General features: G+C 66.7%; 22 protein-coding genes. 18 read left to right on the top strand and 4 right to left on the bottom strand.

Annotation, left to right across the window (positions count from 1 at the left end):
* The coding region (locus DIE17_RS37315; RefSeq protein WP_185640970.1) for a hypothetical protein at positions 1-234 on the top strand (234 nt) is incomplete at its 5' end.
* A gap of 157 nt (positions 235-391) precedes the next feature.
* Here DIE17_RS37315 and DIE17_RS07825 read toward each other — a convergent pair.
* Positions 392-1,657 (bottom strand): SGNH/GDSL hydrolase family protein, encoded by a 1,266-nt coding sequence (locus tag DIE17_RS07825; RefSeq protein ID WP_124489241.1) that lies wholly within the window; start codon positions 1,655-1,657, stop codon positions 392-394.
* Between the two features lie 201 nt (positions 1,658-1,858).
* Here DIE17_RS07825 and paaA point away from each other — a divergent pair, with 201 nt between their 5' ends.
* The 8 genes from paaA to DIE17_RS07785 all read left to right on the top strand — a co-directional run bounded on the left by paaA (position 1,859) and on the right by DIE17_RS07785 (position 8,204).
* The gene (gene paaA, locus DIE17_RS07820; RefSeq protein ID WP_044846317.1) at positions 1,859-2,857 is read left to right on the top strand and encodes a 1,2-phenylacetyl-CoA epoxidase subunit PaaA; all 999 of its coding nucleotides are present in this window, start codon (positions 1,859-1,861) and stop codon (positions 2,855-2,857) included.
* A 36-nt stretch (positions 2,858-2,893) separates the two neighbouring features.
* Positions 2,894-3,178, top strand: coding sequence for a 1,2-phenylacetyl-CoA epoxidase subunit PaaB (gene paaB, locus DIE17_RS07815; protein ID WP_006752453.1), 285 nt, complete (start codon positions 2,894-2,896; stop codon positions 3,176-3,178).
* A gap of 10 nt (positions 3,179-3,188) precedes the next feature.
* Positions 3,189-3,992, top strand: a complete 804-nt coding sequence (gene paaC / locus DIE17_RS07810) for a 1,2-phenylacetyl-CoA epoxidase subunit PaaC (RefSeq protein WP_124520506.1) — start codon at positions 3,189-3,191, stop codon at positions 3,990-3,992.
* Positions 3,993-4,017: 25 nt separating this feature from the next.
* Entirely contained in the window at positions 4,018-4,581 is a 564-nt protein-coding gene (gene paaD, locus DIE17_RS07805) for a 1,2-phenylacetyl-CoA epoxidase subunit PaaD (protein ID WP_124520505.1), read from the top strand.
* Positions 4,582-4,612: 31 nt separating this feature from the next.
* Positions 4,613-5,749, top strand: a complete 1,137-nt coding sequence (gene paaE, locus DIE17_RS07800) for a 1,2-phenylacetyl-CoA epoxidase subunit PaaE (RefSeq protein WP_044846378.1) — start codon at positions 4,613-4,615, stop codon at positions 5,747-5,749.
* Between the two features lie 129 nt (positions 5,750-5,878).
* Complete coding sequence (locus DIE17_RS07795; RefSeq protein WP_124489238.1) at positions 5,879-6,694, top strand: DUF1835 domain-containing protein; 816 nt, start codon at positions 5,879-5,881, stop codon at positions 6,692-6,694.
* 22 nt (positions 6,695-6,716) lie between these two features.
* On the top strand, positions 6,717-7,322 hold the full coding sequence (locus DIE17_RS07790; RefSeq protein ID WP_059682891.1) for a TetR/AcrR family transcriptional regulator: 606 nt from the start codon (positions 6,717-6,719) through the stop codon (positions 7,320-7,322).
* Between the two features lie 234 nt (positions 7,323-7,556).
* Positions 7,557-8,204, top strand: coding sequence for a GNAT family N-acetyltransferase (locus tag DIE17_RS07785; RefSeq protein WP_044846322.1), 648 nt, complete (start codon positions 7,557-7,559; stop codon positions 8,202-8,204).
* Positions 8,205-8,274: 70 nt separating this feature from the next.
* Here the strand turns inward: DIE17_RS07785 and DIE17_RS07780 are convergent, their stop codons facing one another.
* A complete protein-coding gene (locus DIE17_RS07780; protein ID WP_011655746.1) occupies positions 8,275-8,799 on the bottom strand; it encodes an Lrp/AsnC family transcriptional regulator in 525 nt (174 codons plus the stop codon).
* A gap of 213 nt (positions 8,800-9,012) precedes the next feature.
* Here DIE17_RS07780 and hppD point away from each other — a divergent pair, with 213 nt between their 5' ends.
* Positions 9,013-10,110 (top strand): 4-hydroxyphenylpyruvate dioxygenase, encoded by a 1,098-nt coding sequence (gene hppD / locus DIE17_RS07775; protein WP_124489237.1) that lies wholly within the window; start codon positions 9,013-9,015, stop codon positions 10,108-10,110.
* 133 nt (positions 10,111-10,243) lie between these two features.
* Here the strand turns inward: hppD and DIE17_RS07770 are convergent, their stop codons facing one another.
* Positions 10,244-10,438: a hypothetical protein gene (locus DIE17_RS07770; protein ID WP_124489236.1), complete on the bottom strand. Its 195-nt coding sequence runs from the start codon at positions 10,436-10,438 to the stop codon at positions 10,244-10,246.
* A 317-nt stretch (positions 10,439-10,755) separates the two neighbouring features.
* Between DIE17_RS07770 and DIE17_RS07765 the strand changes: the two genes are divergently transcribed.
* Positions 10,756-14,346: an indolepyruvate ferredoxin oxidoreductase family protein gene (locus tag DIE17_RS07765; protein ID WP_124520504.1), complete on the top strand. Its 3,591-nt coding sequence runs from the start codon at positions 10,756-10,758 to the stop codon at positions 14,344-14,346.
* Positions 14,347-14,491: 145 nt separating this feature from the next.
* Here DIE17_RS07765 and DIE17_RS07760 read toward each other — a convergent pair whose 3' ends face one another.
* A complete protein-coding gene (locus tag DIE17_RS07760; RefSeq protein ID WP_124489234.1) occupies positions 14,492-16,762 on the bottom strand; it encodes an NADP-dependent malic enzyme in 2,271 nt (756 codons plus the stop codon).
* Between the two features lie 473 nt (positions 16,763-17,235).
* On the opposite strand from DIE17_RS07760, the gene DIE17_RS07755 reads away from it, so the two are divergent.
* From DIE17_RS07755 to DIE17_RS07720, 7 genes are all read left to right on the top strand, one after another.
* The gene (locus DIE17_RS07755) at positions 17,236-17,922 is read left to right on the top strand and encodes an orotate phosphoribosyltransferase (protein ID WP_006752465.1); all 687 of its coding nucleotides are present in this window, start codon (positions 17,236-17,238) and stop codon (positions 17,920-17,922) included.
* Positions 17,923-18,161: 239 nt separating this feature from the next.
* Positions 18,162-18,767 carry a YbhB/YbcL family Raf kinase inhibitor-like protein gene (locus DIE17_RS07750; protein ID WP_044846328.1) on the top strand — a complete coding sequence of 202 codons (606 nt, stop codon included), beginning with the start codon at positions 18,162-18,164 and terminating at the stop codon, positions 18,765-18,767.
* Between the two features lie 314 nt (positions 18,768-19,081).
* On the top strand, positions 19,082-19,654 hold the full coding sequence (locus tag DIE17_RS07740) for a flavodoxin family protein (RefSeq protein ID WP_044846329.1): 573 nt from the start codon (positions 19,082-19,084) through the stop codon (positions 19,652-19,654).
* 187 nt (positions 19,655-19,841) lie between these two features.
* On the top strand, positions 19,842-20,792 hold the full coding sequence (argC, locus tag DIE17_RS07735; protein ID WP_124489232.1) for an N-acetyl-gamma-glutamyl-phosphate reductase: 951 nt from the start codon (positions 19,842-19,844) through the stop codon (positions 20,790-20,792).
* A 426-nt stretch (positions 20,793-21,218) separates the two neighbouring features.
* Entirely contained in the window at positions 21,219-22,652 is a 1,434-nt protein-coding gene (locus DIE17_RS07730) for a DUF2957 domain-containing protein (RefSeq protein ID WP_124520503.1), read from the top strand.
* Between the two features lie 151 nt (positions 22,653-22,803).
* Positions 22,804-24,048 carry a DUF2957 domain-containing protein gene (locus DIE17_RS07725; RefSeq protein ID WP_124489230.1) on the top strand — a complete coding sequence of 415 codons (1,245 nt, stop codon included), beginning with the start codon at positions 22,804-22,806 and terminating at the stop codon, positions 24,046-24,048.
* 15 nt (positions 24,049-24,063) lie between these two features.
* Positions 24,064-24,897: an OmpW/AlkL family protein gene (locus tag DIE17_RS07720; RefSeq protein ID WP_044846333.1), complete on the top strand. Its 834-nt coding sequence runs from the start codon at positions 24,064-24,066 to the stop codon at positions 24,895-24,897.
* Positions 24,898-24,997 lie beyond the last annotated feature (100 nt).

Below are 24,997 nucleotides of genomic sequence, written 5' to 3'. Positions count from 1 at the left end.
TTTAAAGAGCATTTCTGCGAGGACCCGGAGGCTTTCTCAGCAGCGCTGCGTTTTCAGCAGCAGAGAAGCGAAATTATGAACCGCTTTTTTCAGTTCGTCAACAACTTTTTAACTACTTCGTTGCGACGGCTGGGGTTCAACTTCCTGCACCGCCGAGGCCGCTACGACCAGCCCGACAGCACCGCTTCCCTTCTTCTCCCGCGCTGCGTTTCCGTTAGCGCGAAAGAGGCGTGATTCTAAGCACGTGCCCTCGTCTGCGCAACCCCTTTGTGAAAATATTTTGAAAAGCCCCCGTGCGCTGCCGCGCACGGGGGCTTGGGGTTCGATGAACTACGTGCCTCCGGCGACCTTGAAGCGGCCGGCAATCCGTCGTTCTATATATATGGCGAGTTTACTTGCCGCCAGCCACGGCCTGCAGCTGCTCCACCGGCACCGCGTCGGCCATCGCCGTGTAACCGGCGTCGCTCGGGTGAATGCCGTCGCCGCTGTCGTAGCGGCGCTGCAGCACACTCGGGCGCGCCGGATCGCGCAGTACCGCGTCGAAGTCGACCACACCATCGAACCCGCCGCCGCTTCGGATCCACCGGTTCACCTCGAGCCGGATCGCCTCGCGCCCGGCCGGCAACGCCGCGGGCGTGAGCGTCGCACCGAAGATCTTCACCCCCTGGCGGTGTGCAGCCTCGATCAACCGGCGATAGCCGTCGATCAACGATGCCGCCGTGACCTGCGTATGCGGGTTGTCGCAATCCAGCCCCGCGCGCGGCGGCATCGCCGCAAAGTTGATGTCGTTGATACCGATCAGCACGATCGCCGCCTTCACCCCCGCGCGCGACAGCGCATCGCGCTCGAACCGCGACGCCAGCGACGTGCCGTAGCACGCCGAATCGCTCAGCAGACGATTGCCGCTGATCCCGAGATTCACGACGCCAAGCGAATCCGAACCTGCCGCGGACAGCCGGCGCGCCAGCGCGTCGGGCCAGCGACGGTTGCGGTTCAGGCTCGAGCGCAGCCCGTCGGTGATCGAGTCGCCGATCGCGGCGACGCTCGCCCGCGCGGCCCCGGCCTCGACGGCCAGTTCGGTCACCCACGCATACTGGGTAAAGCGCGCACGGAAGGCACCGCCGCCCGGATCGTTCACGTGATCACCCGGCGCCGATACGAAATTGAGCTGGTTCGACACGCGGTGCCACACGGTCATCCGCTGGTTCGCGCCCATCCGCAGACTGATCGCATACGGCTGCCCGGCCATCACGTCGATCGCCACCGCGTCGCTTTCGAGTTCCTGGCCCGGCGCGAGCGTCACCGACGCCTTGCCGCCGAAGCGCACGGCAGCACTCGCCCCGTCGGCAAGCGCCGCGCCGTCACCCGCGCGCGCAAGACCGGCGCCCTCGATCACCAGCGGCGCGCGACCGTACGCATTGCTCACGCGAATCCGCGCGGCATGCCCCGATACCGTCGGGTAGACGATCTGACGGACGGTCCGTCCGCCCACGTCGGGCGCGCGATAGAGCGGCGGCGGCGCAGCCAGGTCGGGAATCGGCTGCAATGCGGTCGCCCACGCGGCGACCCACCCGGCCGGTGCGGCCGAGGCGGCAAGCGGCGACAGGAACACGGACGCGCCCAGTACGGTCGCGACGAAACTGCTTCGAAATGACATCGGCGAAATCCTTATCGGAAAGCGGGCATTGTGCCGCAGAAGCGGCCCGTCTCACGCGCCGGACCGTCTTCCTGCCCTGGCGATCGCGCCCCGACGCCCCACGTTTACCCGAATCTCCCCGCAAATCCGCGAGAAATTTATTAACCGACCGGTCGGTTGGTTTATACTTCGCACACATTCAACCGGACGAGATCCTCCGCCATGTACACGCAATCCCTCGACATCCCCGGCAACGTCGCATCGCTCGACGCCGCAGCCGAGTCGCCCGAGCAGGCGCGGTTCGACGCGGTCATGGCCGCGGACGGCAAGATCGAACCGCAGGACTGGATGCCCGACGCCTATCGCAAGACGCTGGTGCGCCAGATTTCGCAGCACGCGCACTCGGAAGTCGTCGGCATGCTGCCGGAAGGCAACTGGATCTCGCGCGCGCCGAGCCTGAAGCGCAAGGCGATCCTGCTCGCGAAGGTCCAGGACGAAGCCGGTCACGGCCTCTATCTATATAGCGCGGCGGAAACGCTCGGCGTCTCGCGCGATTCGCTGATCGACGCGCTGCACGCCGGCAAGGCGAAATACTCGAGCATCTTCAACTACCCGACGCCGACCTGGGCCGACGTCGGCGTGATCGGCTGGCTCGTCGACGGCGCCGCGATCATGAACCAGATCCCGCTGTGCCGCTGCACGTATGGCCCGTACGCGCGCGCGATGATCCGCGTCTGCAAGGAAGAGTCGTTCCACCAGCGCCAAGGCTTCGATGCGCTGCTGTCGATGATGAAGGGCACCGACGCGCAGCGTGCGATGGTCCAGCAGGCGGTGAACCGCTGGTGGTGGCCGGTGCTGATGATGTTCGGCCCGAGCGACGCCGATTCGGTCCACAGCAACCAGTCCGCAAAATGGGGCATCAAGCGGATCACGAACGACGACCTGCGGCAGAAGTTCGTCGACGCGACGGTCGACCAGGCGAAGGTGCTCGGCGTGACGCTGCCCGACCCCGACCTGAAATGGAACGAGGCACGCGGCCACCACGACTACGGCGCGATCGACTGGGACGAATTCTGGCGCGTCGTCAACGGCGACGGCCCGTGCAACAAGGAACGCCTCGCGACCCGCGTGAAAGCGCACGACGACGGCGCATGGGTGCGCGAAGCCGCGCTCGCGCACGAGGCGAAGCGCCGCGCCCGCGCCGAACAGCACGCCGCCTGAGCGGCAACCATCGAATACAGGATTCAGGAGAGAGTGATGAACAAGGAATGGCCGATCTGGGAAGTGTTCGTGCGCAGCAAGCAGGGCCTCGACCACAAGCATTGCGGCAGCCTGCACGCGGCCGACGCGTCGATGGCGCTGCGCATGGCGCGCGACGTCTACACGCGCCGCCAGGAAGGCGTGAGCATCTGGGTGGTGCCGTCGTCGGCGATCACCGCGTCGGATCCGGCCGAGAAGGCCGAGCTGTTCGAACCGGCGGGCGACAAGATCTACCGTCACCCGACGTTCTACACGCTGCCCGACGAAGTCAACCACATGTAACGCCCGCGCCATGACGATCACGCCCGAACACCTCTCCTACGTGCTGCGCCTCGCGGACAACGCGCTGATCCTCGGTCAGCGCAACGCCGAGTGGTGCGGCCACGGCCCGATCCTCGAGGAAGACATCGCGCTCACCAACATGAGCCTCGACCTCATCGGCCAGGCCCGCATGCTGTATACGCACGCAGCCGAACTCGAGCGCCAGCTGAACGGCGCGACGAAGACGGAAGACGATTACGCGTACTTCCGCACGGAGCGCGAGTTCGCGAACTTCACGCTCGCCGAGCTGCCGCACTACGGCCCGATCGCCGGCACCGCGCACGCCGACAAGGATTACGCGGTGACGATCGTGCGCAACTTCCTCTACGCGACGCTGATGCTGCACGTGTGGACCGCGCTCGAAACGTCGACGGACGCCCAACTGGCCGCGATCGCCGCAAAATCGGTGAAGGAGACCCGCTATCACGTGCAGCACGCGCGCGAATGGCTGGTGCGCCTCGGCGACGGCACCGACGAATCGCATCGCCGCGCTCAGGCCGCGCTGGACTACCTGATTCCGTACACGCGCGAATGCTTCGCGGCCGACGCGATCGACGACGCGGTCTGCGCATCGGGCATCGGGCCGGCACCGGCCGCGCTCGAAGCCGCATGGCGCGCGGACGTGCACGAAGCGCTCGCGGAAGCGACGCTCACCCTGCCGGCGCCCGTGCAGCACGTGAGCACCGGCAAGCAGGGCGAGCACTCGGAGCACATGGGCTACCTGCTCGCGGAAATGCAGAGCCTCGCGCGCCAGCACCCTGGCGCGACCTGGTAACCCGCCGCCCCAACGGAGCCCGACGATGTCCGTCCAGACCGCCGCCCCAGCCGACCCGACGCCCGCCGCGCACCGCAACGATCCGTTGCTCGCGCGCGCGTGGGACGTGCTCGAAGCCGTGCCCGATCCCGAGATTCCGGTCGTGTCGATCCGCGAGCTCGGCATCCTGCGCGACGTCCGTCGCGCGGACGACGGCCAGCTCGAAGTCGTGATCACGCCGACCTACTCCGGCTGCCCGGCGATGTCGCAGATCGCCGAGGACATCGCCGCGGCAATGCAGGCCGCCGACCTGCCGCCGCACCGGATCGAGACGGTGCTCGCCCCCGCGTGGACGACCGACTGGATCACGCAGGAAGCGCGCGACAAGCTGCGCGCGTACGGCATCGCGCCGCCCGTCGGCCAGTGCGGCAGCGCCGCGCCGCGGGAAAACGTCGTGCGTTTCGTGCCGCGCCCCGTCGCGGCGCCCGTGTGCCCGCGCTGCGGCTCAGCCAACACAGAGCGCCTCGCGCAATTCGCGTCCACGGCCTGCAAGGCGCTGTATCGCTGCGTCGACTGCCGCGAACCCTTCGACTACTTCAAACCTTACTGAAATGAAACAGCCCCCACGCTCTCTTCATTCGCTGCCCCCCGAGGGGGCCGACGCCCCCGTTGGGGCGGCCCGGCGGGGGTCGTCAACCCCGCAATTTCACCCGCTGCGTATCCGCGACGTGCGGCCCGAGACCGCCGACGCCGTTACCGTCTCCTTCGACGTGCCGCCCGAGCTGCGCGACGCGTACCGCTTCACGCAGGGCCAGTTCGTCACGCTGAAGACCCACATCGACGGCGAGGAAACGCGCCGGTCGTACTCGATCTGCGTCGGCACGACCGACTACGACCGCGACGGCGAACTGCGCATCGGCATCAAGCGCGTGCGCGGCGGCCGTTTCTCGAATTTCGCGTTCGACACGCTGCAGCCGGGTCACACGATCGACGTGATGACACCGGACGGCCGCTTCTTCACGCATCTGAACGCGGACCACGGCAAGCAGTACGTCGCGTTCTCCGGCGGGTCGGGCATCACGCCGGTGCTCGCGATCGTGAAGACGACGCTCGAACTCGAACCGCGCAGCACGTTCACGCTGATCTACGGCAACCGCAGCGTCGACGCGATCATGTTCGCGGAGGAACTCGAGGACCTGAAGAACCGCTACATGAGCCGCTTCGTCCTGTACCACGTGCTGTCGGACGACCAGCAGGACGTCGAGCTGTTCAACGGTGTGCTCGACCAGGCGAAATGCGCGGAATTCCTCGCGACGCTGACGCCAGCCGACGCAATCGACGAAGCGTTCATCTGCGGCCCGGCGCCGATGATGGACGCGGCCGAAGCCGCGCTGAAGGCAGCCGGCGTGCCGCAGGCGAAAGTGCACGTCGAACGCTTCGGCACGCCGCTGCCGCAGGCGGGCGCGCCCGTCGTCGAGATCACCGACCAGACGCCGGCTGCCGACCTCGAAATCGTGCTCGACGGCAAGAAACGCAAGCTGCGCCTGCCGTACGAAGGCGTGAGCCTGCTCGACGTCGGCCTGCGCGCGGGCCTCGCGCTGCCGTACGCGTGCAAGGGCGGCGTGTGCTGCACGTGCCGGGCGAAGGTGGTCGAAGGCGAGGTCCGGATGGAGAAGAACTACACGCTCGAGGAACACGAAGTGAAGGACGGCTTCGTGCTCACGTGCCAATGCCACCCGATCAGCGACAAGGTCGTCGTGAGCTTCGACGAGCGTTGAGCGGCGTCGCGCCGGCGCGCCGCGCCGGTTTCTCGTCGTCACACATCTCGCTTACACTAGGGGCCGCCGGCCGGCTGGACGTCTTCACGTCCGCCCGGCCGGCGGTTTTCTTTTGTTGACGACAGACCGATGAGTACCATTCACGTGATTCAGGGCGGCACCGCTGCCGCGTCGCTGCGCGAGGCCCTCGCGCAAGCCGGACGCGACGAGCGCGTCGTCGGATTGCTCGACGATCTCGCGGTCGGTCCGCTGAAGGGCGCCGACGAGACGCCCGACACGCGCGCCGCCTTCTGGCAGCGCGTGCTCGGCGACGCGATTCCCGACTGGAACGCGGAAATCGAAGGCGAATTCGCCCGCCTCGACCAGCTCGCGACCGAGACGGGCCAGGTGGTCGTCTGGCACGCGCCGAGCGTCGGCGACAAACTGCTGCTGCGCCGCGTCGCCTATCACCTGCGCAACGTGCCGCAGCGCCTGAACGAGGTGCGGCTGTCGGCCGCGGACCTCGACGCGCCGCAGCGTGCGGCGCTGACCCGCACCGACCAGGCCTGTTCGACCGGGATGTTCTCGCCGGCGGCGCTCGCGCGCAAACGGCCGCTGGCCGCACCGATCTCGGTGCTGCGCATCGGCCGCCTCGCACTCGAATGGCAGGAGGCGAAGCACCTGAATGCCGAGTTGCGCTACTGGGTCAGCAACACCATCAAGAGCGGCCAATACGCGGACCTCGACGCGCTGATCGTCGCGCACGCGGAAACCGGCTGGCTGCCCGCTCGACGCGTCGTCGGCGGCATCATGGCCGGCGCCGACCGCGGCGGGCTGTTCGTCAGCGACTCGATCGCCTGGTGGCGCTGCCGCGAACTCGCGGCAGCCGGCCGGCTCGAGCTGCAGGACGACGCGCCGGCCGCCCTTTCTTCCACGCAGGTGCGCGCGCCCGCCGCGCCTCGCTAACGCTACTCTTTCGCATTCGACCATGGCCCGTACCCGAGCGCCCGACCACGAATCCCAGCGCGAGCAGATCCTCGATCTCGCCGCCGAGAAATTCGCGCAGACGAGCTACCCGAGCACGTCGATGTCCGATCTCGCGACCGCGAGCGGCACGTCGAAGGCACGTCTCTATCACTATTACGAGAGCAAGGAAGCGATCCTGTTCGACCTGCTCGACCGTTACACGAAGCGGTTGATGCTGATCATCGCCGAGGTTGAAGGTGCGAGCCAGCGGCGCGGCCTCAGCGAACGCGACGCGTTCGCCGAGCTGGTGCGCGCGTTCCTCGCCGAGTACGAGACGTCGCACAGCCGCCATGTCGCGCTGCTCAACGACGTGAAGTATCTCGAGGACGCCCAGCGCGAAATCGTGCTCGACCGCCAGCGCGACATCGTCGCGGCATTCGCGCGCCAGCTCGCGCGCGCCTATCCGGACCGGATCTCGAAGGAAAACCAGACGTCGGTCACGATGATGGTGTTCGGGATGATCAACTGGACGTTCACATGGCTCAAGCCGGGCGGCCGCCTCGGCTACCGCGACTTCGCCGAGCAGGTGATCGACCTGATGGAGCACGGGCTGTCGTCTGGCGCGTGATTGCCGCGCAGCAGCATGCGTTGCGCGGCGGGTACACTGCGACAGGCCGCCGCGCATTTCATGTGATGAATTTTAAATCGCTTATAAATCAAATAGATAGCAAATGAACTAAGCGGATTTAGAATTCGCCCTCGGCACAAATAACGTCAAATACGGGTTTTCCCCAACCCGCTCGGGTAAAATGCTGTTGCATTGCACAAGCTGCTTGTGCGGCTACAGACTGAGGAACCCACGATGAACACGCAACTCGACCGCCGTGCCGATGCTGTCGGCCACGCCGGTACTGCGCCGGTTCTCGTCAGGGAACTGGCTTCCAAAGACCGTGAGCGAATGCTCACCCACTTTCTCTCGCTCAACGAAGAGGACCGCCTGCTGCGCTTCGGCCAGATGGTGCCCGACCACGTGATCGAGAACTATGTCCGTACGATCGACTTCGGTCGCGACACGGTGTTCGGCGTGTTCGACCATGGGCTCGAACTGATCGGCGTCGGCCACCTGGCGTATCTGCCCGCGGAAGGCGACAAGCGCACGGCCGAATTCGGCGTGTCGGTGCTCGAAAGCGCCCGCGGACGTGGCGTCGGCTCGAAGCTGTTCGAGCGCGCGGCGATCCGCAGCCGGAACACCCGCGTGACGATGCTGTACATGCATTGCCTGTCGCGCAATGCGACGATGATGCACATCGCGAAGAAATCCGGGATGCGGATCGAATACGCGTACGGCGAAGCCGATGCGTACCTGTCGCTGCCGCCGGCCGACCACGCGACGATCCTCGCCGAGATGCTGCAGGAACAGGCCGCGGTGTTCGACTACGCGCTCAAGCGCCAGGCACACCGCACGTCGAAGTTCATCGAATCGCTGATGCCTGCCGCGCTGACGGCATAACATCGGCCGACCGGGCTGCCCTGCGGGGCGCCCGGCCTTCCCTTCCTTCTCGCCTTCCCCGCGCCGCACGCTAGCGCACCGACCGGATCGGCAACGCCGTCGTCTCCTTGAAGCACTCGAGCGAGAAGCTCGTCTTCACGTCGATCACCGACGGATGGTGCAGCAAGTGCTCCTGCACGAAGCGGGAGAAGTGCGCCATGTCCTCGACCTGCACGCGAAGCAGGTAATCCATGTCGCCCGTCATCGCATGACACGCGACCACCTCCGGCCAGGTCTGCACGGCCGCGCGGAACAGTTCCGCGTGGGTCGCACCCGCGCGCGCCGACGTCTCGTCGGCACGGACCGGCGCCAGGCCACCACGCTTCTCGAGCCGTACGCTCACGTACGCCAGCAGGTCGAGCCCGAGCTTCTGGGGATCGAGCAGCGCGACGTAGCCGGTGATCACGCCGATCTCCTCGAGCCGCCGGATCCGCCGCAGGCACGGGCTCGGCGACAGGTTCACGCGCTCGGCGATCTCCTGGTTCGACAGGCGGCCGTTCTCCTGAAGAATCGCCAGAATCCGCCGGTCGATGGCATCCAATTCGGCTTGCGCCATTTTCTGCCCTCCGTTGATTATTTTCAGACTGGAAATTGCGCCATCGTAGGCACGGACGATTAAGTTCGCAAGTTTTCGCTCGCGCCTGCCCGCTACACTTTGTCGCACGTACCGATTCGTTGCGCACGCCGACACGTGCGCCGCGTTCGACATCGAACCGGGCCGCACACGCGCACGTCGCGCCGGCCGATCGCCCCGCACAGGAGACACGACATGCAGATCCCCAACTGGGACAACCCCGTCGGCACCGACGGCTTCGAATTCATCGAATACACCGCGCCGGATCCGAAAGCGCTCGGACAACTGTTCGAGCGGATGGGTTTCACCGCGATCGCCCGCCATCGTCACAAGGACGTGACGGTCTACCGCCAGGGCGACATCAACTTCATCATCAACGCCGAGCCCGATTCGTTCGCGCAGCGCTTCGCGCGCCTGCACGGCCCGTCGATCTGCGCGATCGCATTTCGCGTGCAGGACGCCGCGAAGGCTTACCAGCACGCGCTCGAACTCGGCGCGTGGGGCTTCGACAACAAGACGGGCCCGATGGAGCTGAACATCCCGGCGATCAAGGGCATCGGCGATTCGCTGATCTATTTCGTCGACCGCTGGCGCGGCAAGAACGGCGCGCAACCGGGCGCGATCGGCGACATCAGCATCTATGACGTCGACTTCGAACCGATCGCCGGCGCGAACCCGAACCCGGTCGGCCACGGCCTCACCTACATCGACCACCTGACGCACAACGTGCATCGCGGCCGCATGCAGGAATGGGCCGAGTTCTACGAGCGGCTGTTCAACTTCCGCGAAGTGCGCTATTTCGACATCGAAGGCAAGGTGACGGGCGTGAAGTCGAAGGCGATGACGTCGCCGTGCGGCAAGATCCGGATTCCGATCAACGAGGAAGGCTCGGACACGGCCGGCCAGATCCAGGAATACCTCGACGCCTATCACGGCGAAGGCATCCAGCACATCGCGCTCGGCACGAACGACATCTACGGCGCGGTGGACGGCCTGCGCAGCAAGGAAGTGAAGCTGCTCGACACGATCGACACGTATTACGAGCTGGTCGACCGCCGCGTGCCGAACCACGGCGAATCGCTGGACGAGCTGAAGAAGCGCAAGATCCTGATCGACGGCGCCCGCGACGACCTGCTGCTGCAGATCTTCACCGAGAACCAGATCGGCCCGATCTTCTTCGAGATCATCCAGCGCAAGGGCAACCAGGGCTTCGGCGAAGGCAACTTCAAGGCGCTGTTCGAATCGATCGAGCTCGACCAGATCCGCCGCGGCGTGGTCCAGGACAAGGCCTGACGCAGAAGGCCGCGCGGCGCCCGGCGGGCCCGGGCGTCCGCGCGAACATCGGCGGCACAAGGAAAAAGGGCGGGAATCCTGCGATTCCCGCCCTTTCGTCATTCCGGCGCGGCCCGGCGGCCGCGCGAACGGATCAACGCACGTTCGCCTGCGACACGACCGCACGCGCGGCCGCCGGCTGTGCGTCGGCATCCTGCGCCGGCGCGATCTGACGCATCTGCGCGCCGGCTGCCGCCAGTGCGCTCGCGCCGCGCGCGTGCACCGGGCCGGTCATCGCGAAGAACGCGGCGGACACGATCAGGAAACTCTGGATATGACGTGTGTTCATTGCACCTCCTGTAAAACTGCCGGCGCCTCCCCGGTTGCGTCGAAACGAGCCGACGCGACCGGGCACCTCCGGCAGGCCGACAAGATTAACGGCATTTGTCCGATGATGGGCGCGCCTTTACATGCCTTTACATGATGTAACGCATAGTCGCGCCATTTAGTCGGCGTGCCGCGGCACGCCGGCCGGTGGTCGGCGGGTTTATCCCAGTGCTACCATCACTTAAAACCGGCCAATATGCCGGCCACTGCCGACACGTTCACAAGACGTCGACGCAATCGAAGCTTTGGTGATCCCAAACTGGGTGGAGGAGACTGTTAATGAATGCCCCGCTAGACGCAGGCCAACGCGCATCGCTCGAAGCCGCGCTGAAGTCCGTCACGCTTGACGACAAATACACGCTCGAACGCGGCCGCGCGTACATGAGCGGCATCCAGGCGCTCGTGCGCCTGCCGATGCTGCAGCAGGAGCGCGACCGCGCCGCCGGCCTCAATACGGCCGGCTTCATTTCCGGCTACCGCGGCTCGCCGCTCGGCGGCCTCGATCTGTCGCTCTGGAAAGCCAAGCAGCACCTGGCGGCCCACCAGATCGTCTTTCAGCCCGGCCTCAACGAAGATCTCGCCGCCACCGCCGTGTGGGGCTCGCAGCAGGTCAACCTGTACCCCGGCGCGAAGCACGACGGCGTGTTCGGCATGTGGTACGGCAAGGGGCCGGGCGTCGACCGCACCGGCGACGTCTTCAAGCACGCGAACTCGGCCGGCTCGTCGAAGCACGGCGGCGTGCTCGTGCTCGCCGGCGACGACCACGCGGCGAAATCGTCGACGCTCGCGCACCAGTCCGAACACATCTTCAAGGCCTGCGGGCTGCCGGTGCTGTTCCCGTCCAACGTGCAGGAATATCTCGACTTCGGCCTGCACGGCTGGGCGATGAGCCGCTACTCGGGCCTGTGGGTCGCGCTGAAGTGCGTGACGGACGTGGTCGAATCGTCGGCGTCGGTCGACATCGACCCGCATCGCACCGAGATCGTGCTGCCGACCGACTTCATCCTGCCGGAAGGCGGCCTGAACATTCGCTGGCCGGACCCGCCGCTCGTGCAGGAAGCACGGCTGCTCGACTACAAGTGGTACGCGGCGCTCGCCTATGTGCGCGCGAACAAGCTCGACCGGATCGAGATCGACTCGCCGAATGCGCGCTTCGGGATCATGACGGGCGGCAAGGCGTACCTCGACGTGCGCCAGGCGCTGACCGACCTCGGCCTCGACGACGAAACCTGTGCGCGGATCGGCATCCGCCTGTACAAGGTCGGCTGCGTGTGGCCGCTCGAAGCGCAGGGCGCGCAGGCGTTCGCGCGCGGCCTCGACGAAATCCTCGTCGTCGAGGAAAAGCGCCAGATCCTCGAATACGCGATCAAGGAAGAGCTGTACAACTGGCCCGATGCGCAGCGCCCGCGCGTGTTCGGCAAGTTCGACGAGAAGGACGGCGCCGGCGGCGAATGGTCGGTGCCGATGGGCAACTGGCTGCTGCCCGCGCACTACGAACTGTCGCCCGCGATCATCGCGAAGGCGATCGCGACGCGCCTCGAGAAGTTCGAGCTGCCGTCCGACGTGCGCGCGCGCATCGCCGCGCGGCTCGCGGTGATCAACGCGAAGGAAATGGCGCTCGCGAAGCCGCACGTGCAGACCGAGCGCAAGCCGTGGTTCTGCTCGGGCTGCCCGCACAACACGTCGACCAACGTTCCGGAGGGCTCGCGCGCGATCGCCGGGATCGGCTGCCATTACATGACGGTGTGGATGGACCGCAGCACGAGCACCTTCAGCCAGATGGGCGGCGAAGGCGTGCCGTGGATCGGCCAGGCACCGTTCACCGACGAGAAGCACGTGTTCGCGAACCTCGGCGACGGCACCTATTTCCACTCGGGCCTGCTGGCGGTGCGCGCGGCGATCTCGTCGAAGGCGAACATCACCTACAAGATCCTCTACAACGATGCCGTGGCGATGACGGGCGGCCAGCCGGTCGACGGCGTGCTGACGGTGCCGCAGATCACGCACCAGCTCGCGTCCGAGGGCGCGAAGAAGATCGTGATCGTCACCGACGAGCCGGAGAAGTACGACAGCCAGAAAGCCCTGCTCGCACCGGGCGTGACGATTCATCACCGCGACCAGCTCGACGACGTGCAGCGCGAGCTGCGCGAGATCGAGGGCACGACGATCCTGATCTACGACCAGACCTGCGCGACCGAGAAGCGCCGCCGCCGCAAGCGCGGCACGTATCCGGATCCGGCGAAGCGCGTCGTGATCAACGACGCGGTGTGCGAAGGCTGCGGCGACTGCTCGGTGCAGTCGAACTGCCTGTCGGTCGAACCGCTCGAAACGGAATTCGGCACGAAGCGCCAGATCAACCAGTCGAGCTGCAACAAGGACTTCTCGTGCGTGAAGGGCTTCTGCCCGAGCTTCGTCACGGTCGAAGGCGGCCAGCTGAAGAAGCCGAAGGCCGTGTCGGTCGACGGCGGCGCGCTGCCGCCGATTCCGGAGCCGACGCTGCCGGCGATCGACCGTGCGTACGGCGTGCTCGTCACGGGCGTCGGCGGCACGGGCGTGGTCACGATCGGCGCGCTGCTCGGGATGGCCGCGCACCTGGAGAACAAGGGCGTGACCGTGCTCGACGTGACCGGCCTCGCGCAGAAGGGCGGCGCCGTGATGAGCCACGTGCAGATCTCGCACGCGCCGACCGACATCCACGCGACGCGGATCGCGATGGGCGAAGCCGACCTCGTGATCGGCTGCGACGCGATCGTCACGGCCGGCGACGAATGCACGTCGCGGATGCGGCACGACGCGACGCGCGTGGTCGTCAACAGCGCGCAGACGCCGACCGCCGAGTTCATCAAGAACCCGAACTGGGCGTTCCCTGGCCTGTCCGCAGAGAACGACATCCGCGCGGCAGCCGGTGAAGCCGTCGACTTCATCGACGCGAACCGCTTCGCGGTCGCGCTGCTCGGCGACGCGATCTACACGAACCCGTTCGTGCTCGGCTACGCGTGGCAGAAGGGCTGGCTGCCGCTCACGCTCGCGTCGCTCGAACGCGCGATCGAGCTGAACGCGGTGTCGGTCGAGAAGAACCGCGCGGCGTTCGACTGGGGCCGCCGCGCCGCGCACGATCTCGCGAGCGTGAAGCAGGCTGCGGCCGGCGATGCACGCCACGCGCAGGGCGCCACGGTGATCGCGCTGCACACGAAGAAGGCGGTCGACGCACTGATCGCGAAGCGCGTGGAGTTCCTCACCGCGTACCAGAACGCCGCGTACGCATCGCGCTATGCGGCCTTCGTCGACACGGTGCGGGCGGCCGAACGCGCGCTGGCGGACGGCGACGCCGTGCAGGAGCCGTTGACCGAAGCGGTCGCGCGCAACCTGTTCAAGCTGATGGCGTACAAGGACGAGTACGAGGTCGCGCGGCTGCAGTCCGATCCCGCGTTCCTCGCGCGCCTGTCGTCGCAGTTCGAAGGCGACTGGAAACTGAAGTTCCACCTCGCGCCGCCGCTGTTCGCGAAAACGGACGCACACGGCCATCTCGTGAAGAAGGCGTACGGCCCGTGGATGCTGTCGGCGTTCCGGCTGCTCGCGAAGGCGAAGTTCCTGCGCGGCACGGGGCTCGACCCGTTCGGCCGCACCGCGGAGCGCCGCACCGAGCGCGCGCTGATCAGCGAGTACGAAGCGCTGATCGGCGAAGTGCTGGGCAAGCTGAACGCGGCCAACCGCCCGCTCGCGCTCGAGCTCGCGGCGCTGCCGGACGGCATTCGCGGCTACGGCCACGTGAAGGAGAACAACCTGCGCGCGGTACGCCAGAAGTGGGACACGCTGCTCGCGAAGTGGCGTTCGCCGACGGGCGGCCAGTCGCATCAGCAGGTCGCGTGACGGCGCGCGGCGGGCGTTCGCGGCCGGGACGCCCGCGGCCGCGTAGCCCCGCCCACGGCAGTGCATAAAAAAACGCCACGGAACGCAGGTTCCGTGGCGTTTTTCATTGCGCCGCGCATGACGCGCGGCGCACGCGGGCGCGAACTTACTTCGTGTTCGCGTTCGCGGCGGCCACTGCCGTCATGTTGATGATCCGGCGCACGGTCGCGGCCGGCGTCAGGATGTGGACCGGCTTCGCGGCGCCGAGCAGGAACGGGCCGACCGTCACGCCTTCGCCGCCGACCATCTTCAGCAGGTTGTACGCGATGTTCGCCGCTTCGACGTTCGGCATGATCAGCAGGTTCGCTTCGCCCGACAGCGTCGTACCCGGGAACGCGGCCTTGCGGACCGCTTCCGACAGCGCCGCGTCACCGTGCATTTCGCCGTCGACTTCGAGGGTCGGCGCACGCTCGCTGATCAGCTTGCGGGCCTCGGCCATGCGGCGCGACGATGCCGACGGCGCGCTGCCGAAGTTCGAGTTCGACAGCAGCGCGGCCTTCGGCGCGATGCCGAAACGCTCGATCTCGGCGGCCGCCTGGATCGTCATGTCGGCGAGCTGTTCCGCGCTCGGCACTTCGTTCACGTACGTGTCGCACAGGAACAGGTTGCGGCCCGGCAGCATCAGCAGGTTCATCGCCGCGTAGTGCTCGGCGCCCTGCGCACGGCCCAGCACCTGCTCGATGAACTTCAGGTGCGTGTGGTACGTGTCGATCATCCCGCAGATCATGCCGTCCGCGTCGCCCAGGTGCACGAGCATCGCGCCGATCAGCGTGTTGAACTTGCGCAGCGCGGCCTTCGCGACTTCCGGCGTGACGCCGTCACGCGCGCCGATCTCGTGGTATGCCTGCCAGTAGCGGTGGTAGCGCGTATCGTCTTCCGGATTCACGATCTCGAAATCGACGCCCGCCTTCAGCTTCGAGCCGATCTTCGCGAGGCGCATCTCGACGACCGACGGACGGCCGACGATGATCGGCTTCGCGATCTTTTCCTGCAGCACGAACTGCGCGGCGCGCAGCACGCGCTCGTCCTCGCCCTCGGCGAACACGATGCGCGCCTGCTTCGTCTTCGCGGTCGCGAACACCGGGCGCATCACCATGCCGGTGCGGTAGACGGTCGCGCCGAGTTGCTCGCGGTATGCGTCCATGTCCTGGATCGGACGCGTGGCGACGCCCGAATCCATCGCGGCTTGCGCGACGGCCGGCGCGATCTTGATGATCAGGCGCGGATCGAACGGCTTCGGAATCAGGTAGTCCGGCCCGAACTCGAGCGAGTGGCCTTCATACGCCTTCGCGACTTCCTCGCTCTGGTCGGTTTCCTGGGCCAGCTCGGCGATCGCGCGCACGCACGCGAGCTTCATTTCTTCCGTGATCGTCGTCGCGCCGACGTCGAGCGCGCCGCGGAAGATGAACGGGAAGCACAGCACGTTGTTGACCTGGTTCGGGTAGTCCGAACGGCCGGTCGCGACGATCGCGTCCGGGCGCACGGCCTTCGCGTCTTCCGGGCGGATTTCCGGCTCCGGGTTCGCGAGCGCCAGGATCAGCGGGCGCTCGCCCATCGTCTTGACCATGTCCTGCTTCAGCACGCCCGCGCTCGAGCAGCCGAGGAACACGTCCGCGCCGACGATCGCGTCGGCGAGCGTGCGCGCGTCGGTGGTCGCCGCATAGCGCTGCTTCGACGGGTCGAGGTTGCCGCGCCCTTCGTAGATCACGCCCTTCGAATCGGCGACGAGGATGTTCGACTTCGTGAGACCCAGGTTCACCAGCAGGTCCAGACAAGCGATCGCTGCCGCGCCCGCGCCGGAACACACGAGCTTCACTTCGGACAGCTTCTTGCCGACGACCTTCAGGCCGTTCAGGATCGCGGCCGACGCGATGATCGCGGTGCCGTGCTGGTCGTCGTGGAAGACGGGGATCTTCATGCGCTCGCGCAGCTTCTGCTCGATGTAGAAGCATTCCGGCGCCTTGATGTCCTCGAGGTTGATGCCGCCGAGCGTCGGCTCGAGCATCGCGATCGCCTCGACGAGCTTGTCGGGGTCGGACTCGGACAGTTCGATGTCGAACACGTCGATGCCCGCGAACTTCTTGAACAGGCAGCCCTTGCCTTCCATCACCGGCTTCGCGGCCAGCGGGCCGATGTTGCCGAGGCCCAGCACGGCCGTGCCGTTCGTGATGACGCCGACGAGGTTGCCGCGCGACGTGTACTTCTGCGCGTCGAGCGGATCGGCGTGGATCGCCTCGCACGCCGCGGCGACGCCCGGCGAATACGCGAGCGACAGATCGAGCTGGTTCGACAGCGGCTTGGTCGGGGTGACCGAAATCTTGCCGGGTTTCGGGTTCAGGTGATAAGCGAGAGCGGCCTGCTTCAGTTGTTCGTCCATGATTGACCTGCGAGAGACATGCGAAATTTTTGACGGTTCAGTACACAGCACCTTGGGCCGCGTCTGCTTGAATCGAGGGGGTGGTCGACTGCGAGACGGCACGCGACGCGCCGGGTCGGCACGCCATCGAACCTTGGCGGGTGGCAAGAGGAAAGTACAAAGTACTGAACGATTTCTAAGGGTCGCCTAGTGTACACCCCCTAAATGCCGCCTGTTGGTGCAGCGCGGCATCCTTGCCATCAGCATCGGGCTGGTCGTGCCCCGTTTGTTTCACCGGTGGCGAGCCGCGCGCCGAACCTGCGCGAATTCCGCCGAAAACCGGCCTGAATCGGGTAAAATAGCGGGCTACGCGCGCAGCGATGCGATTGTTGGCCCGATGGGTCCGTCGATCGCACCCCGGCCCCTCGGGCAGGTTCCCCTTGCTGCGCCACCGGGCCCGCGCCCGCTCTTCGCTCATCACCCAAGGAATGCCCATGACAGGCTACGATCGTCAGTCGATCTCGGATACGACCGCCAAAATCCTGCTCGAAGTGCAGGCGGTGCACTTCAACGCCGAAAAACCGTTCATCTTCACGTCCGGCTGGGCAAGCCCCGTCTACATCGACTGCCGCAAGCTGATCTCGTATCCGCGCGTGCGTCGTGCGCTGATGGAAATGGCGGAAACGACGATCATGCGCGACGTCGGCTTCGAGCAGATCGACTCGGTGGCGGGCGGCGAGACGGCCGGCATCCCGTTCGCGGCATGGCTCGCGGACCGCATGATGGTGCCGATGCAGTACGTGCGCAAGAAACCGAAGGGCTTCGGCCGCAACGCGCAGATCGAGGGTCATCTGGAAGAAGGCTCGCGCGTGCTGCTGGTGGAAGACCTGACGACCGACAGCCGCAGCAAGATCAACTTCGTCAACGCGCTGCGCACCGCGGGCGCGACGGTGAACCACTGCTTCGTGCTGTTCCACTACAACATCTTCAAGGAAAGCGTGTCGGTCCTGAAGGACATCGATGTCGACCTGCACGCGCTGGCGACCTGGTGGGACGTGCTGCGCGTCGCGAAGGCGTCGGGCTACTTCGAGACCAAGACGCTCGACGAAGTCGAGAAGTTCCTGCATGCGCCGGCCGAGTGGTCGGCCGCGCACGGCGGCGCGACGGCCCCGAAGGAGTAACGCCGAGCCGGCACGCAGCCGGCACCCTGGCTGAAAAAACCGCTCGCCTGGCCGCGAGCGGTTTTTTTTCGTCCGTCGATCGGCATCGCGGCCGGCCCGAATCGCGGGCCACGGCATGCATCGCTCATCGAACCCTAATGCTAGACTTGATCCATCGTCGCCATCAGCTGCGCGGGCAACGCACAACGCCAACAATGCCGGGAGCATCGGCCCGGCCCACGTGACGGGAGAAGCGCCATATGCGTGTGGATCGCCGGATCACTTCGCCTGCGTCCCCGGGTCGTTCGTCTCCGTTCATCGCCGTCCTGCTCTGCGCCGCCGCCGCGTGCGCTGCGTTCACCACCCTGCCCGCGCGCGCGGAAGGCCCGTTCACCGTGTCGAGCGACGAGCTGACGCCCGGCGGGCGCGTCGGCGCCGCGAACGTGTTCGACCGCGGCGACTGCAAGGGCGACAACCGTTCGCCGCAGCTCAGGTGGCGCAACCCGCCGCCCGGCACGCGCGGCTACGCGATCACGATCTTCGATCCCGATGCACCGGGGCACGGCTGGTGGCACTGGGCCGTCGCCGGCATCCCGGCGAGCGTCACGAGCCTGCCGGCCGACGCGAGCGCGTCGGGCTTCCTGCGTCGCATCGGTGCGAGCGAGGCGCGCAACGACTTCGGGATCGACGGCTACGGCGGCCCGTGCCCGCCGCCCGGCAAGCCGCACCGCTACGTGATCACCGTCTACGCGCTGAAGGGCACGGACCTGCGCATCGGGCAAGGACGCCCCGCCCCGATGTTCGAGCACGAAATCGGCACGCTGACGATCGGCACCGCACAGCTCACGGTCACGTACGGGCAGTAAGCGCTCGCGTGTCCGCCGTGAGGCGTGTGCCGTGTGTCTCCGGTTGCCGGTCGCCGATCTCCAGTTTCCGGTCGCCGGTCGCCGGTCGCCGGTCGCCGGTCGCCGGTCGCCGGTCGCCGGTCGCCGGTCGCGATTGTCCGCGCCTGCGAATTTCTGTGCGCCGCCCGCGCGCTTTTCTCCCGTCATTTCGGCTTGCTAGACTCGGCGGCACCGGTCGCGGCATCCCGCCGCGCATCCGTCGCGCCGCCCGACCGCGGCGCGTGACGCGGCTGGCCGCGGTGCCCGCCGTTTCGTCCCCTTCCGGAGAACGCTTCATGTCGAACATCGTCATCGTCTATCACAGCGGCTACGGTCACACGCAGAAACTGGCCGACGCCGTCCATGCAGGCGCGCAGGACGCCGGCGCCACCGCACGCCTGATCGCCGTCGGCGAGCTCGACGACGCGGGCTGGGCCGCGCTCGACGCGGCGGACGCGATCGTCTTCGGCGCGCCGACCTACATGGGCGGCCCGTCCGCGCAGTTCAAGCAGTTCGCCGATGCCACGTCGAAACCGTGGTTCACGCAGAAATGGAAGGACAAGATCGCCGCGGGCTTCACGAACTCCGCGACGATGAACGGCGACAAGTTCTCGACGATTCAGTATTTCGTCACGCTGGCGATGCAACATGGGATGGTGTGGGTCGGCACGGGCATGATGCCGGCCAACTCGAAGGCGGCCACCCGCAACGACATCAACTACGTCGGCGGCTTCACGGGCCTGCTCGCGCAGTCGCCGGCGGACGCGACGCCCGACGAGGGCCCGCTGCCCGGCGACCTCGAGACCGCGAAGGCGTTCGGGCGGCGCGTCGCCGAAGCGACCGCCCGCTGGCTGGCCGGCGGCCGCTGAACGCGGCGGCACGCGCGAGCGCTCGCGCCGCCGGTGACACGGCAACGCGGCGCAGGCGCGTGACAGGGACACAAGACGGCCCGCGGGCCGTCTTTTTTTCGCCCCGTGCGGTGCAGGCCCGCCGGATGACGTCTTAAAATGGCGGTTTCAGGGCGCCGCGGCTCCCGTTTCATTCAGTGAGAGCGAAATGAGCACCAAAGTTTTTGTCGACGGCCAGGAAGGTACGACCGGCCTCAAGATCTTCGAATACCTGTCGGCGCGCAGCGACATCGAGATCCTGCGCATCGATGAAGCGAAGCGCAAGGACGTCGACGAGCGCCGCCGCCTGATCAATGCGTCGGACGTCACGTTCCTGTGCCTGCCGGACGTCGCATCGCGCGAATCGGCATCGCTGGTCGAGAACCCGGACACGACGCTGATCGACGCGAGCACCGCGTTCCGCACGAGCGCCGACTGGGCATACGGCCTGCCGGAACTGACCCGCGCGCAGCGCGAGAAGATTCGCACGTCGAAACGCATCGCCGTGCCGGGCTGCCACGCGTCGGCCTTCGTGCTCGCGATGCGTCCGCTCGTGGATGCCGGCATCGTCGCGCCGACCTTCGCCGCGCACAGCTACTCGATCACCGGCTACAGCGGCGGCGGCAAGTCGATGATCGCCGAATACGAAAACGCGGCGCCGGGCGGCAAGCTCGCGAGCCCGCGTCCGTACGCGCTCGCGCTGGCGCACAAGCACCTGCCGGAAATGGCCGCGCACACGGGCCTCGCGCACGCGCCGATCTTCACGCCGATCGTCGGGCCGTTCCTGAAGGGCCTGGCCGTGACGACCTACTTCTCGCCCGAACAGCTCGCGAAGCGCGCAACGCCGCAGGACGTGCAGCGCGTGTTCGCCGAGTACTACGCGGACGAGCCGTTCGTGCGCGTCGCGCCGTTCAACGCGGAGGCGAACCTCGACAGCGGCTTCTTCGACGTGCAGGCGAACAACGACACGAACCGCGTCGACCTGTTCGTGTTCGGCAACGAGGAGCGCTTCGTCACGGTCGCGCGCCTCGACAACCTGGGCAAGGGCGCATCGGGCGCCGCGATCCAGTGCATGAACCTCAACATCGGCGCCGCCGAGGATCAAGGCCTCAAGCGCTGATTCAACTTGCATGCGATGCAAAGCCGGCCGCTGGCCGGCTTTTTATTTGCCCGCATCAAGCAATAAATAAAAATCCGGATCACGCATTTACAAATATTTACAAGCTTTCCATTGCGTAATTGCCGGCAAATTAATTTACCCCTTTCTCCAGTCAATCCCGAATAGGGATAAACCGGATATCGCCGCTTTAAACGCTGCCGTTATACGCGTGAAGGCCTCGAGCGCCGTCCGTGCGTGGCAGCCGCCCCACTCCGGCAGCACTCCAGCGCCCTCCGCGCGTTTTAATTCTTACTGAAAGCGCTATCCCGCAAGGATTCATCGCGCGCACGTTGTTTCAATCGTCTTTTTTAGACGAGTTCATCAATTGACAGCAAAAATCCTGGCAGCGACATTAGCTCGCACAATTAAACGATTGGAGACAGCGGCATGTCGCACGCCTTATCAAAGGGGGTGGCAACGGCCTTTGCCATCGCCCCTTTCCTGATTGCCTGTGGGGGAGGAGACGGCGGCTCGCCCGCGCCGATCGAGGCCCCTCAATGTTCCGGATCGAGCTGCGGCACGCAAGGGCCGCCGCCGTCGCAGCCCGTCAACGGCGCGCTGTGCCCGGCCGATGCCGACATCGTGAAGAGCACCTACCTCGGCGGCGCCGGCAGCGGCGAGATCGTCAGCGTCAACATCGACGCGGTCGCGATGACGTACACGCTCAAGTGGCTCGAATCGCCGATTCCGCTCGCGACCGGCACGGTCACGCCGAGCCGCGCCGGCACCACGATCAACGGCAAAGTCATCCACCCGCCGACCGGCGCGCTGCCGACCGCGGAGCAGACGCGCTGCGCATTCGTCTTCACGCCGGGTTCGGGCAAGGCACCGAACGGCTCGACCTATTCGACGGCCGCCGACTTCAACCAGGCGAACCCGCCGATGCTGCTGGTCGGCATGGGCGTCGCGGGCGGCGGCATCCCCGGCGCGACGGTGCAGTACGACGGGCTGACGATCACCGTCGCCGGCGTCCCGATCTACAAGAACGTCGGCCAGGTGCCGAACCGCCACTTCGACTTCTACCCGTTCCTCGGCTTCGCGAACACGACGACCGACCTCACGAAGCTGCCGGGCACCTACAACGCGCTGCTCTACCACCTCGTGCCGTCGGGCAACTACGCGACGAAGGGCACGAATTCGAGCGAGACGTTCGATGCGAACGGCGCGTGCACGTCGACGAGTGCGGGGGGCTGCCAGACGACCGGCGATCCGTGGACCGTCAACACCGCGAACGGCGGCTACCTCGACAGCACGAAGGCACCGCAGATCCTGCCGCAGACGGCGCTGCCGATCGTCGGCACGACCGGCAAGTCGGCGACCGCGCACATGGTCATCGGCCAGCTCAACGGCGCAACCGTGCCGGTGGTGGTCCGCACGGGCTACGTGTATCTGGGCACCGACCTCGCGCTGCACACCGACGCCAAGGTCGACGACGAATCGGGCATCGCGGTGCTCGGCAAGGCAACGGCGATCCAGTCGGGCGCGATCGACGGCGGCTACGCGGGCGCGGATTCGAACTTCAAGTACACGGCGGCACTGATCCGCGGCAGCAACGCGTCGTTCATCAACCCGACCACGCAGGCCGAGGAAGACGCCTTCACGCTCGACTACGGTCAGGGAACGCCGGGCCTGCTGAACACGACGACGACGCCGGCGAACGGTGCGACCTATCCGTCCGCATCGGGCGTGGTGATCGCGACGGGCGGCCTGTACGCGGCGCTGATCCAGGGCACGGTGAACGGCGGCGTCACGTCGACGTCGGCGAACTCGAGCACGTCGTCGACACCGTACCTCGGCGTGGGCGCGCAGATCAGCAAGTAACGATCGAGGACGCGGCGGCCGGTGCGCCGCCGCGGGATGCAGGGAAGGCACGCAACGACGGCGCCCGGCACGGCGCAGCAGCACGAGCACAAGCAACAGAAGCGGCCGACAGGGAGCCGGCCGCCCGACAAGACAAATCTGGAGGAGCAACATGAAGCGCAACCTCGTTCTCGCGGCGGCCCTTGCCGCCCCCCTTCTTTCCGCATGCGGCGGTGGCGGCGGCGACAACCCGCCCCCGCTCGTCGAAGACCGGCTCTGCCCCGCCACGCTCGACTACAACACCGTGTACACCGGCGGCGCGGGCAGCGGCGAACTGGCCAAGGTCCAGCTCGACACGACCAAGATGACCTGGCAGGTCACCTATGTCGAATCGCCGGTGCCGCAAAAGACCGGCACCGTTACGCCGACCCGCGCAGGCACCGTCGACAGCGGCACGCTCACGCAGGAAACGATGCTGCCGACCAACAAGCTGAACCAGTGCGCATTCCGGCTGAACGGCGCGAGCCTCGATGCGTCGCGTCCGGCGCGCATCTTCGTCGGCTTCGGTGTCGCGGGCGGCACGATTCCCGGCAAGGAGATCCAGTTCGACGGCGTGCTCGGCCAGGCCGCGGTGCCCGACACGAAATTCCCGTACTACCCGTTCATCGGCTTCTCGTCGATCGAAACCGACATCACGAAGGTCGCGGGCACGTACAGCCACATCGGCTTCGGCGAAGTGCCGTCGCAGAAATTCGCGCCGGCGTCGATCGATGCGAAGGTGACGATCAACGCGGACGGCACGTGGACCAAGTGCGACACGACCGGCCAGTTCGCCGGCGGCGCGTGCATGCAGCAGGGCACGAACTTCGTGCAGTCGGCCGACGGCAGCGGCGCGTTCCAGAGCAACAACTACCGGAGCCAGCTCAGCCCGACGCTGTCGGCGACGCCGCAAGGCAAGGGCTTCATGATCGTCGGCAAGCTGCGCAACCAGCTGGTGCCGATCCTCGTGCGCACGGGTGTCGCGAACCCGAACCCGACGCCCGACAGCAACGGCGTGCCGGGCCTGACCGCCGACGACGAATCGAGCATCTCGATCCTCGCGCCGCAGACCGCGATCGCGGCGGGGTCGCAAAACGGCGAATACATCGGCGTAGACAGCCAGTTCGACTACCGGACCACCGCGCTGATCAACAACCAGGCCACGCTGCTCGATCCGTTCCAGCCGTCGCAGGCCTCGCTCGCGACCGCGCTCGACCTGGATTACACGCAGAAGGTGCCGGGCACGGTCACGACGATCCACACGGGTTCGGGCAGCACGTCGCCGACCGGCAAGTTCATCTTCACGGGTGGCGTGTTCGGTTTCCTCGACAACGCGGGTTCGACGCCGTATTTCACGATCGGCGCGTTCGTCCAGTAAGCGGGGGAAGCCGTGATGAAGAAGACCCTTCTCTGCGCGGCGGCCGGCGCCGCCGCCCTGGCGCCGCTCGCGGCGCACGCGCAGAGCGCCGGCAGCAACGTCGTCACGCTGGGCTGGTTCCACGTGATGCCTCAGCAGAGCAGCACGCCGATGACGACCAACGTCGCGCCGACGCCGATCAACACGCCGCTGCGGCTGCCGCCGTCGTTCACGTCGCCGGGCACCGGGCTGCGTACGAGCGGCGCCGACACGGTCGGCCTGACGGTCAGCCACTTCCTGACCGATCACATCGCGGTCACGTCGGTGGCGGGCGTGCCGCCGGTGTTCAAGGTGTCGGGTCAAGGCACGATCAAGCCGCCCGGCCCGGCCGGCGCGCTCGGCACGCAGAACATCGGCCTCGCCTCGGTGAACCCGATCGTGAAGAGCGTGCGGCAGTGGAGCCCGGCGGCGATCCTGCAGTACTACTTCGGGGCGGCGACCGCGAAGTTCCGGCCGTTCCTCGGCCTCGGCGTGTCGTACAACTGGTTCAGCGACCTGCAACTCAACACGAACTTCATCAAGCAGACGCAGGACAACCTCGGCGCGATTCTCGCCGCGGGCGCGGGCAAGCCGGGTACGACATCGGTAGAGGCGAAGGCGTCGTCGTCATGGCAGCCGGTGTTCAACGCGGGCCTGCAGTACAACATGACCGAGCATTTCGGGCTGGTCGCGTCGGTGACCTACATCCCGCTGAAGACGACGTCGACGGTGACGATCAAGGCGGCCGACGGCACGGTGCTCTCCGAGTCGAAATCGGACCTGAAGGCCGATCCGATCATCAGCTACGTCGGGATGACCTACAAGTTCTGACGGCGGCGACGGAGGATGAGCGGACGGCCCGCGCAAAAAACGCGGGCAAAAAAAAGCCCGCCTAAGAGGCGGGCTGAATCCATATCAGAGGAGACATGGA

Source organism: Burkholderia sp. Bp9099 (assembly GCF_003857805.1).
Lineage (GTDB): Bacteria > Pseudomonadota > Gammaproteobacteria > Burkholderiales > Burkholderiaceae > Burkholderia.
The sequence above is the reverse complement of the archived record's forward strand: the minus strand, read 5'-3'. Positions and strand labels throughout refer to the sequence as shown.